General features: G+C 43.5%; 13 protein-coding genes. All 13 read left to right on the top strand.

From position 1 onward, the window contains the following. Positions 1 to 21 precede the first annotated feature (21 nt). The 13 genes from RT269_RS14890 (at position 22) to RT269_RS14830 (ending at position 12,663) form a co-directional block, all read left to right on the top strand. Positions 22 to 1,695, top strand: coding sequence for a S8 family peptidase (locus tag RT269_RS14890; protein WP_313183698.1), 1,674 nt, complete (start codon positions 22 to 24; stop codon positions 1,693 to 1,695). Between the two features lie 140 nt (positions 1,696 to 1,835). After that, positions 1,836 to 2,360 (top strand): hypothetical protein, encoded by a 525-nt coding sequence (locus RT269_RS14885; protein ID WP_313183696.1) that lies wholly within the window; start codon positions 1,836 to 1,838, stop codon positions 2,358 to 2,360. A 450-nt stretch (positions 2,361 to 2,810) separates the two neighbouring features. Then, positions 2,811 to 3,284: an acyl-CoA thioesterase gene (locus RT269_RS14880; protein ID WP_313183695.1), complete on the top strand. Its 474-nt coding sequence runs from the start codon at positions 2,811 to 2,813 to the stop codon at positions 3,282 to 3,284. Between the two features lie 202 nt (positions 3,285 to 3,486). Continuing rightward, a complete protein-coding gene (locus RT269_RS14875; RefSeq protein ID WP_313183694.1) occupies positions 3,487 to 3,972 on the top strand; it encodes a GNAT family N-acetyltransferase in 486 nt (161 codons plus the stop codon). Between the two features lie 39 nt (positions 3,973 to 4,011). Beyond that, positions 4,012 to 4,269, top strand: coding sequence for a hypothetical protein (locus RT269_RS14870; RefSeq protein ID WP_312425611.1), 258 nt, complete (start codon positions 4,012 to 4,014; stop codon positions 4,267 to 4,269). Between the two features lie 774 nt (positions 4,270 to 5,043). Beyond that, the gene (locus tag RT269_RS14865) at positions 5,044 to 5,298 is read left to right on the top strand and encodes a hypothetical protein (RefSeq protein WP_313183692.1); all 255 of its coding nucleotides are present in this window, start codon (positions 5,044 to 5,046) and stop codon (positions 5,296 to 5,298) included. A gap of 179 nt (positions 5,299 to 5,477) precedes the next feature. Continuing rightward, on the top strand, positions 5,478 to 7,154 hold the full coding sequence (locus RT269_RS14860) for a peptide ABC transporter substrate-binding protein (RefSeq protein ID WP_313183690.1): 1,677 nt from the start codon (positions 5,478 to 5,480) through the stop codon (positions 7,152 to 7,154). 135 nt (positions 7,155 to 7,289) lie between these two features. Further along, on the top strand, positions 7,290 to 8,228 hold the full coding sequence (locus RT269_RS14855) for an ABC transporter permease (RefSeq protein WP_100042159.1): 939 nt from the start codon (positions 7,290 to 7,292) through the stop codon (positions 8,226 to 8,228). A gap of 2 nt (positions 8,229 to 8,230) precedes the next feature. Next, the gene (locus RT269_RS14850) at positions 8,231 to 9,136 is read left to right on the top strand and encodes an ABC transporter permease (protein WP_313183688.1); all 906 of its coding nucleotides are present in this window, start codon (positions 8,231 to 8,233) and stop codon (positions 9,134 to 9,136) included. Between the two features lie 10 nt (positions 9,137 to 9,146). Beyond that, positions 9,147 to 10,136 carry an ABC transporter ATP-binding protein gene (locus tag RT269_RS14845; protein ID WP_313183687.1) on the top strand — a complete coding sequence of 330 codons (990 nt, stop codon included), beginning with the start codon at positions 9,147 to 9,149 and terminating at the stop codon, positions 10,134 to 10,136. A 9-nt stretch (positions 10,137 to 10,145) separates the two neighbouring features. Continuing rightward, the gene (locus RT269_RS14840) at positions 10,146 to 11,138 is read left to right on the top strand and encodes an ABC transporter ATP-binding protein (protein ID WP_313183685.1); all 993 of its coding nucleotides are present in this window, start codon (positions 10,146 to 10,148) and stop codon (positions 11,136 to 11,138) included. Positions 11,139 to 11,155: 17 nt separating this feature from the next. Continuing rightward, positions 11,156 to 11,923 carry a copper homeostasis protein CutC gene (locus RT269_RS14835; RefSeq protein WP_313183683.1) on the top strand — a complete coding sequence of 256 codons (768 nt, stop codon included), beginning with the start codon at positions 11,156 to 11,158 and terminating at the stop codon, positions 11,921 to 11,923. Next, entirely contained in the window at positions 11,902 to 12,663 is a 762-nt protein-coding gene (locus RT269_RS14830; protein ID WP_092250318.1) for a DeoR/GlpR family DNA-binding transcription regulator, read from the top strand. Before RT269_RS14835 ends, RT269_RS14830 begins: the two co-directional genes overlap by 22 nt. Positions 12,664 to 12,680 lie beyond the last annotated feature (17 nt).

Here is a 12,680-nt window from a genome sequence, read left to right as displayed (position 1 = left end):
TATAGACAGGGAGGCCTGATCATGCAAAAAATATTGGATGACAATTATTATGACTTGATCATCAGTAATATAATGATTCCCACATATGATACCGGAGATAATATAACACCTATGGACTTAAGGCATTCTTTGGCTCATATCCCTGTTGATTCAGCGAATCCCTGCGACTTGGGAGTTTATCCTTATAATGCATTTCCTTCTTTGCTGACCTTAAGCTCCACCGTCAGCCTTGAAAAATCCGGTATCGGAACGGTTCAGAGAAATCCTTATCTGGCTTTATTCGGTCGGGGGGTGATTGTTGCGGTCATAGATACCGGAATTGATTACCAGCATCAGGCGTTTTTATATAATGACGGAACAACCCGTATTCTTTCCATATGGGACCAGACCATTCAGGATGGAACACCGCCAGAGGGATTTACGTACGGCACCGAATACACCAGGGAGTTTATCAATGTTGCACTTAAGTCGGAAGATCCCTTATCCATAGTCCCTTCTGTAGATACCAATGGTCACGGAACTGCAATCGCAAGTGTAATTGCGGGAAAACCGAGCCTGGAGCAGGCATTCAGTGGTGTTGTACCGGAATCCGACATTCTGGTCGTAAAATTGAAGCAGGCAAAGAGCAGCTTGAAAAAAATCTTTTTTGCTCCTCCAGACGCTGAATGCTATCAGGAGTCGGATTTAATCATAGGGATCGGTTATGTGACTTCCGTGGCTCAAAAACTGAACCGTCCCATTACCATATGCATTGCAATGGGAACAAACCAGTCAAGCCATGACGGACGGGGAGCGACCAGCTTCATTACCAATTATTTGGCGCAGCAGCCGCATATAGGAATAACGATAAGCACCGGTAATGAAGCAAACAAACGCAGGCATTACTTTAACAGCACCACAGCGGAACCCTTCCAGAATAGTTTTGAATTAAGAGTTGGGGAAAATGACAAACTGTTTGCCATTGAGCTATGGCCGTTTGCTCCGGCAAGGCTGTCAATCGAAATAACCGCTCCAAACAGAGAGACAACGGGGCAGGTTTTTCCTGCCCTGGGAGAATGCAGAAGATTTGCCTTCGTATTTAACCCAAGCGTCATATGGGTGAATAATTATATTTTTGAAGAAGAGACCGGGGACCAGCTCATATTGATGCGATTTCAGGATCCCCTTCCAGGAATCTGGAACATTCGGGTGCAGAACCTAGATAACGGACCATTTTCTTTTCATACCTGGCTGCCGTCAGGAGAATTGATTTCAGAAGACACCTTTTTTATAAATTCCAGTCCAGATACTACCATAACTTCACCGGCAAATGCAACCAATCCCCTGACAGTTACCGCTTATAATCAGTTTAATGATACCGTACTTCCTGAATCGGGAAGAGGCTATACACGAACAGGATTTGTTAAACCAGATATTGCAGCACCGGGATTTGAGCTTACCTGTGCAGTTCCGGGAAACCAATATGGCAGCATAACAGGAAGCGGGGCTGCGGCAGCTCAGGCAGCAGGGATTGTTGCCATGGTTTTTGAATGGGCTATTCCAAGGGGGAATTATACCAATATTACCGGAAACGACGTAAACCGCCTGCTTATACGCGGAGCAGAGCGAACCAGCGGAACTACTTATCCCAACAATATCTGGGGGTATGGACAGATCGATGTAAACACGCTGTTTGAAAGGCTTACAAATATTTAAGCGGACAACAGATCAATGGATATTATTGCAGCTTGTTTTTATTTTATGATTGAGGTTATTGAAAACATTCGATATAATGGAAAGGCTGGCTTTCGGGAAAATATGTTAAAAATAATAGGATACAGGAAAGAGGAGAAGGAATGGAAGATACGAAAAGGTGTGGGTTGGAAGCGCTTGAAAAAACGGCTGAAATCAGCGAATTCAAATGGTATATTTTTGATATCATAAATGAAGGACTGGAACAGGACGGAATTGAAAAAAGCCAATTCAGCCTGGATGAGGAGAAGGCAGATGCGGTCTGTTTCACAGTAGGGGATGGAAGTTTTTCTGTTTGCGGCAGAGGCAGAGAAGCAGCCAAACAGCACCACAATATTTATCATGCTGCCTGTGATTTTTTTAACAGAATCTATGAGAATGAGGGAAATGCAGAGAAGGCTGTGACTCGTTTCCTCATAAGAACTCTTGATTTACCGGCCCTGATGAAGAAGCCAAGCCGTTCCATGCTGATAGACCAGATCAGCAAATGTCAGGAAGAGGTCGATGCCCTGGAAGAAAAGATAAAAAAGGAGCCGGGAAAAAAGGAAGCAGCCTTGCTTTCCCTTAATCGTGTTTATTTAAAAGGATTAAAAGAGAAAATGGAAAGAAATTTTGGGGAGACGGTATAAGAAAAAATAATCTTTGTTTTATATGAATAAAACATCTGGATCAGGCCATAATAGGATTATACCAAAGATGAGTGAATACTTATCCTCCCCTTTTTAGTGAGAGAAGTCACGTAAACCAATGTTTATATGGCTTCTCTCATTTTTTTGCCGGAGTTTAAATGGTAAAACGGTTGCCAAACGGTTGTCCAAATGATTAACTTCAATAATGCCGCTGAATTAAATACAATATGAGCAGTCGGAGAATATAACCGGTTGCTTTTTTATGCTTAAAACAGATACTGTCAACTATCAATCATTATATTGGGGAAAGCCCATTAGTTTTCTTTTCGTAGGCTTTTTGTCTGAGGCAACATTTATCCAAACTGTTGACATTATAATATCTCTGGATTTATAGTATTAAAAAGTATATAAGTAATAAATTTGATTGTACAGCAGAAGAAGGGAGAACCAATGAAAGAATTAAAAACAGTAGAGGAATCCATGGTAGAGCAGGTTCACCTTTTGATGCCTATCCACATCAATGGAAGTGGCAGACTTTTTGGCGGGCAGCTTCTGGAGTGGATTGACGTTGTGGGCGCGATAACTGCTAAACGCCATGCTGAATGTAACACGACGACAGCTGCAATAGATAATCTTCAATTCAAGGCAGGTGCCTTTATTAATGATACCATTGTGTTGATAGGAAGATTAACCTATGTGGGTAATACCTCAATGGAAGTAAGAATGGATACCTACTCGGAGGATCTTTCAGGGATAAGAAAACCGATTAACCGTGCCTATCTGGTATATGTAGCGATTGATAAAGAGGGGACTCCTGTTAAAGTGCCGAAACTTAAACTTACGACAGAAGGACAAAGGGCTGAATGGGACAGTGCGGTAAAGCGGAATGATTTACGTAAATTAAGACGTAAGGAAGGCTTCTAAGAATATTTCCCCCAAAATACAATATGTAAATCTGTGCCGGAAATCTTCGCGTTGAAGGTTTATGGTAAACAGGAAAAATGATATTAACCAAGCTTAATTCTAAATGAAAAATTACGAATTAACAAACGAAACTTAACATTGATATTTATTGAGATTTGCTGTATTCTTCATATATAGATGAAACTAGAAAGGAATTTTAAATATGAAAACAGAAATAACAATCGCTTATGATAATATTAGTGAAATTAAAGAATTGTTTTTAGAGTATACTCATATGTTGGTTGAAAACGACCCTGATTTTGCTGAATATTTAAAAATCCAAAATTATGATTCAGAATTTGATCATCTGGAGGATAAATACGCACGTCCATATGGTAGATTATACATAGCAAAAGCAGAAGATGAAGCAGTTGGATGCATTGGTTTAAGAAAAATAGATGATGAGAATTGTGAAATGAAAAGGCTGTATGTTAAACCAGCATTCCGAGGACATAAAATTGCAAATAAGCTGGTGGAACTAATTATTGATGATGCGAAAGAAATCGGTTATAAAAGCATTCTACTGGATACACTGCCTTTTTTGGAAGGAGCGATACGGTTGTATAAGAAACTGGGATTTTATGAAATTGAGTCGTATAATAACAGTCCAATGGATAATTTAGTATATCTGAAGTTAGATTTGAATTAATAAATCATCATCAAAGAAAAACCAGAGAGGAAGGATGTTATGGAATTTTATTTTAAGTCTAAAGGTGCAAAAACCCATCTTTACCGGGAAAGTGGGTTTATCGATGAGGATCTGGGGGAGCTGACGGAAACATTTTCCGGTAAATTGAAGACTAAAAATTTTCTAGGTGAAAACTTTGAGTTGGAAGACATTTCTGGCTTTTTTTCAAAAGGAAACAGGTATTCCATTAAAAGTTCGAAAGGATTAAATGGTATTATTGAGAAAAAGGGCTTTGGTGACAGGTATATTTTAAAATAACGATGTTTTTATAGATGTGCAATAGATGGGGCATTGGAGAATAATCCAGTGCCTTTCTTCAAACTTTTAATTGTAATAATAGAATGAAGTAATTGAAGGTGTCCGCTATCCGTACCTAAAAGCGGCAGTCAGACTAAAAATCCTGGAAATAAAAAAATAGAACATATGTTTGCATTCGAGGCATATATGTGTTATAATATGCATAAGGATTAAACGAAAAAGTATTCCGTTAATACAGCAAGGAATCTGGACTTACGCCGCCGAGTTAAGTAAAAGTATCGAAAGAAGGCCGCTTAATGCCGCTTAATGCAGCTTAATGCCGCTCATTGCAGGATAAATGACAGGGCTTTCTGCAAACTAAGAAATCATAATAACCCAAAGTGATTAGTAAGGATATCTGTTGTTTCTGAAATTGTTAATTGCTTGATCCTGTTTTTCTTCATCTTTATGATCAAAGAATTCCTCTACTGAAGCATGATGCTCACTAAGCATTAACGCCACATGTTGATAATCAGATATTTCTTTTAAAATAGCACCCTACGATAAACTGGCATTTACTGATGCAAAAGATCTGAAAACATATAAACTGAAATATAGTTTTTCATTTGACCAAGAGAAATAAACCGGCAGGCGAAAGGCCAGTTGAATACCTTAGGGATACAGATACCGTATGATTCAATACCAGATAGAGGTTCTTTAGAAAATCACTATAATGTGGTTTTAATTTTTAATCACGAAACGAACATTTGTTCTATTATGAAAGGAGACTCGCGTATGATGATCACAAGAAACAACTTAAATGAAATATTGTTTGAAAACCAGGATGCAAGGCTGCTAATTGAACGGGTGGTTTCCCATACGCAAGCTACCCTGTATTATTACCATGACGATGAGATCACCGTAGAGAAGGCATTGGAGATATACAACCGAGCAATGAGAGCGGAAAAGGAAGATGCCTCCTCCTGTGTATCATTCCTGGATTTTTCCAGGGAAAAAAACAAATTGCTGTATTCAGGAAATCCCTGCTGATATGGTTTTTTGGATTCGGTTTATTTTCGACGGAAAATTAAAACGATTCGAAACAGGATGAAATAATAAAAAATATTGACATAAATAATAAAATTATGTATAATTCAAATAATTTCATAGGCGAAATGCCGATGAATTAAGACAAAACAAGAAAAACAATATCAAAAGGAGAGGGAAAAATGAAAAAAAGAGTATTAGCTTTAGGCACTGTAGCCTGTCTTGCTATTGGAACCCTGACAGGTTGTGGCTTTACAGGGTCAACCAGCAGCCCCACAACAGGAGGATCTTCCCAAAGTGTGGAATCAAGTGAAGCCGCTTCTGACAAAAAGGAGGCTCCGGCAGCCGGCGATCAGGTGCTTAGCGTATATGCAAATGCTGAGATCAAAACCCTGGTACAATGGGCGGCTTCTGATAATCAGTCATCAAAGGTAAACAATAACGCATTTGAAGGTCTGCTTCGCCTGGATGAAAATCATGATGCGCAGCCTGCACTTGCGGAAAGCTATGATGTTTCCGATGATAAACTTACATACACCTTTCATTTGAGAGACGGCCTGCAATGGAGTGATGGGACTCCTTTGACCGCTAATGATTTTGTATTTGCCTGGTTAAAGCAGATGAGTGCAGAAGCCACCAATGGCTACAGCTTCATCATGACAGACTATATTGTAAACGGCGCTGAGTATAACGAAGGCAAAGCCAGCGCAGAAGATGTGGGAGTAAAGGCCCTTGATGACAAGACCTTCCAGGTGGTTTTAAAAGCACCTACCCCTTATTTTTCACGGTTAACTGTTCTTTGCCAGTTCTTCCCGTTAAATGAAGCATATGTCACCTCAAAAGGCGACCAGTATGGTTTAAGCGCAGAGAACATGATTTACTGCGGCCCATATGTTATTACCAGCTATGATCCGGCGGTAGGAGCTACCTTGAAAAAGAATGATAAGTACTGGGATGCTGCAAATGTGAAGGTTGAAAATGCTCAGGTAAGGGTAATGAAGGATGCTTCTGCAGCCCTTAATGCTTATCTGGCTAATGAACTGAGCCAGGTGGCTCTTGATTCTGCCAACGTAGCCGCTTATCAGAATGATCCGGAATTCAGTTCTAAGAGCGAGTTCAGAACTGAGTATCTGCAGTTCTCCTTAAGCAATCCGGTTATGGCAAACAAAAATATCCGCAGAGCTGTTTCCATGGCTATTGACCGTGAGACCTTAGTTAAGGCGATTCTTGCTGATGGTTCTGCTCCAAGTGCCGGTCTGATTGCGGAAGGCATGTATGGAAACGATAGCAAAAGCTTCCGCGATTTAAACGGAAACATTTGCCAATTTGATCCGGAACAGGCTAAGAAATACTGGGAAGAGGGCTGTAAGGAATTGGGACAGACACCTACTCTTACGTTGCTGGTAAGAGATGATTCTGTGACAAAAGCGGTTGCAACCTACATACAGAGCGAATTAAATAAGAATTTAGGCATTGATATCGTGATCGATACCAAGACGGTTCAGGCAAGAAATGAATTAATGGATAACGATAATTACATGTTTGCATCTACCGCATGGGGCGCCGATTATGATGATGCCATGACATACCTTGATTTATGGACCAACGGTACTCCATACCGCGGCTCCTATCAAAATGAACAATATAATAAGCTGATTAACGACGCAAGAGTTGAAACCGATGACGCCAAGCGTCTGGATATGCTGCTGCAGGCGGAGAATCTTCTAATCGATGAGGATGTGATCGTTGCACCTTTGTACCATAGAGGCTCTGCAACCCTTACAAAATCCAATGTGAAAGGACTGATCAATCATCCTTTCGGGCCGGATGTGGAATTTAAATACGCTTATTTTGAGTAAGCCGCAGCGGACAGTGATTTGACCTGACCAACGGAATGCGGAAAATGAGAAGAGCCGTCCTTCCCTTTTCAAAATTGGAAAAGGGCGGCTCTTTTTAAAATCTCATGGGAATATGAATGCAAAGGAGGACACAGCATGATAAAATATATCTGCAAGCGACTGATATATCTGGCGCTGACATTATGGGTCATTGTAACAGCTACTTTTTTTCTGATGAAAAAGCTGCCAGGATCTCCTTTTGATGCGGAGCGCTTTAATATGATGTCTGTTCAGCAGCAGCAGGCCATTTTAGAGCAGTATGGGCTGAATGAGTCCGTGCCCCGGCAATACGTAAAGTATATGGGAAATATCCTGCATGGAGATTTCGGGACATCCTTTACCTATACTGGACAGAAGGTATCTACCGTAATCGGAGGAAGGATCGGCCCCTCCGCTTTGATTGGCCTTCAGGCAGTACTGATCGGTCTGGCTGTTGGTCTGACATTGGGAATTATCGCGGCGTGGAGACATAACAGCGGAATTGACTATTTCACTATGATCGTGGCTGTCCTTGGAGTCTCTGTACCCAATTTTGTAGCTGCGGCTCTTTTGCAGTATTACGTGGCATTAAAATGGGGGATCCTGCCCGTTGGTTTTTGGACTGACTGGAAATGTTCGGTACTTCCGTCCATTGCCTTATCCTTTTCTGCAACTGCCATGATTGCCCGGTTTATCCGGACTGAGATGCTGGAGGTGCTTGAGCAGGATTACATTGTCACTGCCAAAGCCAAGGGGCTTAGCCCAATGAAGGTACTCATGCGCCATGCGGTAAGGAATTCGATCATCCCTGTGGTGACGATTTTAGGGCCGATTGTTGTAAATCTGCTTACAGGCTCCCTGGCGGTTGAGAATATTTATACCATCCCTGGAATTGGCAGCTTATTTGTAGACAGTATAAAGGCTAATGACTATTCCACGATCATGGGAATCACGATTTTTTACAGCGCTTTCTATATTTTTGTAGTGCTGATCGTTGATATCGCTTATTCCCTCATCGATCCCAGGATTCGTCTGGCAGCCGGTAAGGAGGGGTAAGCATGGATGAATTATTTGTAAAGGCATATGTGGATGAATCGGAGAAAGAACATATTGCCCGACCCAATTTAACAGCCCTTCAGGATGGCTGGCTTCGTTTGAAAAAAAATAAGGCGGCAGTCGTTTGCCTGTTTACATTGATTGCAATCGGGCTTCTTGCAATACTGGCGCCGGAGTTTTCAAGATATTCTTATAAAGAAACGAATTATGACATCATTTATCAGATCCCCTCTATGAAGCATCTCTTCGGAACGGATCAGTTCGGCCGTGACCTTTGGGTCAGGACGTGGATGGGAACCCGCATTTCCCTTCTCATCGCCTTTGTGGCAGCAATTTTGGATTTGACATTGGGAGTGGCCTATGGAGCGGTTTCCGCTTTGGCCGGCGGAAAAGTGGATGCCGTTATGCAGCGGATCATTGAAGTATTGGTGGGAATTCCCCATCTGATCATCGTCATCCTTTTGATGATGGTTATGCCGGCAGGTATCTGGACAATTGTAGTAGCACTTTCCATTACCGGCTGGGTGAATATGGCACGCCTGGTCCGCGGATCCATATTAAAGCTTAAGAATCAGGAGTTCGTGCTGGCAGCCAGAGTACTGGGAACCAGTACTGCCGGAATCATATGGAAACATCTGATTCCTAATACCGTGGGAGTCATTGTCATTAATGCTATGTTTACCATTCCGTCCGCCATATTTACAGAAGCATTTTTAAGCTTTATCGGCATTGGCATGCAGGAGCCGAAAGCATCTTTGGGAGTTTTGATCAATAACGGTTACCAGGTGCTTCGCAATTTCCCCCATGTATTGATTTTCCCGGCAATCGTGATCGTCCTGATTATGGTATGCTTCAGCATTCTTGGAGACGGCTTGCGGGATGCTCTGGATCCAAGAATGAGAAAGTAGGTGATACGTCATGAGCAGATTATTGGAAGTCAATCAGTTGCAGGTACATATAAAGACACAGCATGGCGTAGTCCAGGCTGTGCGGGGGATAAGTTTTTATCTTGATGAGCAGGAGACTTTGGCAATCGTGGGAGAATCCGGCTCCGGCAAATCCATTTCCGTGAAAAGCATCATGGGCCTGCTTCCGAAGAATGGAAAGATTGTGGGTGGCAGTATTCTCCTGGAAGGTAAGGATCTTTCTAAATACAGCGAGCGGCAGATGCAGACGGTGCGGGGATCGGATATTTCCATGATATTTCAGGATCCCATGACCTCTTTAAACCCTACTATGACCATAGGGAAGCAGATTGTGGAGGTATTAAAAGAGCATCGGAAGGATATGAATAAAGTTCAAATGAAGAATCGGGCTCTTGAGTTGATTTCTCTGGTTGGAATTTCCAATCCGGAAACAAGGTTTGACCAGTACCCCCACCAGCTTTCCGGCGGCATGAGGCAAAGGGTCGTGATCGCAGTGGCTTTGGCCTGTGATCCAAAGATTTTGATCGCAGATGAACCGACTACGGCTTTGGATGTAACCATACAGGCACAGATTCTGGATCTGATGAAGGACTTGCAGAAGAAGATTAAAACCTCTATTATTATAATCACCCATAATCTGGGAGTTGTAGCGAATATTGCGGACCGGGTTGCCGTTATGTACGGAGGCCAGCTGGTGGAAAGCGCTGAAGTGCGTGAGCTGTTTTACCAGACGGAACATCCTTATACAAAGGGACTTCTTGCATCCATACCAAAGGCTTCCCATAAAGGAGGCGAGCTGACGGCCATTCATGGAACTCCGCCGGATCTTATGGATCCGCCAAAAGGCTGCCCATTTGCAGCCAGATGCACAAAAACCATGGAGGTCTGCAGACAGTATCCTCCGGAGGATATGCTTTGCGGTGAAAGCCACCATGCGCGCTGCTGGCTTCTTGATGAGCGGGCAAAGGCTTTCAGGGAATAGGAGGAAATCATGATGTCGGCAGATAAGAAACCATTATTAGAAGTAAAGCATTTGAAAAAATATTTCCAGGTGGGAAAAAATCAGATATTGAAAGCAGTGGATGATGTCAGCCTGGATATATATAAGGGAGAAACCCTTGGGCTGGTGGGGGAAAGCGGCTGCGGGAAGTCTACCTTTGGCCGGACCGTGATCCAGCTGTATGAGCCAACGGATGGCCGGATCGTATATGACGGACAGGACATTAACGGCAGTCTGGCGGCGGCGGAGCGCCATAGCTTTACAAGAAAGATGCAGATGATTTTTCAGGATCCTTATGCATGCCTTAATCCGCGGATGAAGGTCATAGATATTGTAGCAGAGGGAATTGATGCTCATGGAATCATGAGTGGAGAGGAACGGAGAAAGAAGGTACTTGAACTTCTGGAAACAGTGGGGCTTTCCGAAGAGCATGCAAACCGCTTCCCTCACGAATTCTCCGGCGGACAGCGTCAGCGTGTGGGGATTGCCCGGGCATTGGCTGTGGATCCGGAGTTTGTGATCTGTGATGAACCCATTTCCGCGCTGGATGTTTCCATTCAGGCACAGGTGATCAACTTGCTGAAAGAGCTGCAGGAGAAGAGAGGGCTTACCTATCTGTTTATCGCTCATGATCTTTCTATGGTTAAGCACATCAGTGACCGGATCGGCGTTATGTACCTGGGGTCCATGGTGGAACTGGCAGACAGTGAGAGCCTGTTTGAGGCTCCGCTCCATCCCTATACCCAGGCATTGCTTTCCGCAATTCCCATCCCTGATCCTGATGTGGAAAAGAGCCGCAGCCGGATCATGCTGGAGGGAAGCCTGCCAAATCCTGTTAATTTGAAGGAAGGCTGCCGGTTTTCTTCCCGCTGCCCTTATGCAGAGCAGCTGTGCCGGGAAAAAACGCCGGAAATGAAAGAAGTCAGGCCAGGGCATTTTGCAGCCTGCCACAAGGCAATGCAGGATGCCGGCAACAAAAAATAGATGGTTAGGAGATAATAATGAAAGACTATATCTTGGAGGTCTGTGTGGATTCTGTAGAATCCGCTAAAGCAGCGGTACAGGGAGGAGCCGACAGGCTGGAGCTCTGTGCAAATCTGGTGATTGGGGGAACGACCCCTGGCGTTAGTCAGTTTAATCAGATCCGCAAAGCCTGTGATGTTCCAATCAACGTTCTGATACGGCCCCGGTATGGAGATTTTCTGTATACAGATCATGAATTTCAGATGATCTCAGAGGATGCGCAGATGTTTCGGGATCTCGGCGCCGATGGGATTGTCGTGGGATTTTTAAAACCGGACGGGGATCTTGACATGGAACGGCTAAAAGTGCTCAGAGAAAAGGCGGGAACGGGAAATATGACCCTGCACAGAGCCTTTGATGTATGCCGGGATCCTTACAGAAGCTTAAAAGAGGCCATTGAGGCAGGGGTGGATACCATACTGACCTCCGGACAGCAGAATACCTGCATGGAAGGAAAAAAACTGTTAGGGGAACTGATGGGGCAGGCGGCTGGCCAGATCGACATTTTGGTAGGCAGCGGAGTCAATGTAGATGCCATTGCCTGCCTTATGGATGAGATAGATGCCCGGTGTTTTCACATGTCTGGAAAGACAATCGTAGACAGCGGCATGATCTACCGGAAGGAAAATGTAAATATGGGAATACCGGGAATTGGGGAGTATGATATTTTCCGTACAGAAGAGGAACAGATTCGCCGGGCAAAAAGGCTGATGGAGGAGAAAGCATGTTTACGGAAGAACGTTTAGACAGGATTTTACAACTTCTTCACGATCAGGGCATGGTGAAAGTAAAGGATTTAAGCGCCCTTTTTCAGGTGACAGAAGACTGCATACGAAAGGACTTAAAAAACCTGGAAAATGCCGGAAAGCTGAAACGGACCTATGGCGGAGCCTTATTATCCCAGGATTATCCTCTGAAACGGGATGTGATTGACCGGAGAGACACGAATATTGAAAAAAAGAATTTAATTGCTCAGAAGGCTTTTGAACTGATCAGGAGCAATGAAACCATATTTCTGGATATTTCCACCACGAATATCATGGTGGCGGAACGGCTTGCCAAATCCCACAAACGGTTGACCGTGGTGACGAACATGATCGATATTATGCAGACACTGGCAGTAAATCCGGATATTACCTCCATTGGGACCGGAGGAATCATGTACCGCACGGTAAACGGCTTTATGGGGGCAGCTGCCATTGAGATCATAAAACAGTACAGCTTTGACAGGGCCTTCATCGGGACCTGCGGCCTGGACCTTACGGACAACTCCATTACCACCTTAGGAGTGGAGGATGGTCTGACAAAAAAGGCGGCCATTGCCAGCAGCAGGCACAAATATCTGGTAATGGAAAAGGATAAGTTTTATTTTAATGATTCCTATAAATTTGCTCATTTTGATGATATAGACGGAATCATCACGGACTCCATGCCTGATGAGGCTACAGCCAGGAAGCTTTACTCTGCAGGAGTTACCATTCAGTAACTTCGGCCGGACTGTCT

Source organism: Lacrimispora sp. (genome assembly GCF_032078915.1).
In the GTDB taxonomy this organism is placed as follows: Bacteria; Bacillota; Clostridia; order Lachnospirales; family Lachnospiraceae; genus Lacrimispora.
Note: the sequence above shows the minus strand (reverse complement) of the source record. Positions and strands in the feature narration are given on the sequence as shown.

Coding starts and splice junctions, on each gene's coding strand:
- RT269_RS14835 (WP_313183683.1), top strand. CDS start 11,156: ATGAAAGACTATATCTTGGAGGTCTGTGTGGATTCTGTAGAATCCGCT.
- RT269_RS14870 (WP_312425611.1), top strand. CDS start 4,012: ATGGAATTTTATTTTAAGTCTAAAGGTGCAAAAACCCATCTTTACCGG.
- RT269_RS14860 (WP_313183690.1), top strand. CDS start 5,478: ATGAAAAAAAGAGTATTAGCTTTAGGCACTGTAGCCTGTCTTGCTATT.
- RT269_RS14885 (WP_313183696.1), top strand. CDS start 1,836: ATGGAAGATACGAAAAGGTGTGGGTTGGAAGCGCTTGAAAAAACGGCT.
- RT269_RS14880 (WP_313183695.1), top strand. CDS start 2,811: ATGAAAGAATTAAAAACAGTAGAGGAATCCATGGTAGAGCAGGTTCAC.
- RT269_RS14855 (WP_100042159.1), top strand. CDS start 7,290: ATGATAAAATATATCTGCAAGCGACTGATATATCTGGCGCTGACATTA.
- RT269_RS14890 (WP_313183698.1), top strand. CDS start 22: ATGCAAAAAATATTGGATGACAATTATTATGACTTGATCATCAGTAAT.
- RT269_RS14850 (WP_313183688.1), top strand. CDS start 8,231: ATGGATGAATTATTTGTAAAGGCATATGTGGATGAATCGGAGAAAGAA.
- RT269_RS14830 (WP_092250318.1), top strand. CDS start 11,902: ATGTTTACGGAAGAACGTTTAGACAGGATTTTACAACTTCTTCACGAT.
- RT269_RS14875 (WP_313183694.1), top strand. CDS start 3,487: ATGAAAACAGAAATAACAATCGCTTATGATAATATTAGTGAAATTAAA.
- RT269_RS14845 (WP_313183687.1), top strand. CDS start 9,147: ATGAGCAGATTATTGGAAGTCAATCAGTTGCAGGTACATATAAAGACA.
- RT269_RS14840 (WP_313183685.1), top strand. CDS start 10,146: ATGATGTCGGCAGATAAGAAACCATTATTAGAAGTAAAGCATTTGAAA.
- RT269_RS14865 (WP_313183692.1), top strand. CDS start 5,044: ATGATGATCACAAGAAACAACTTAAATGAAATATTGTTTGAAAACCAG.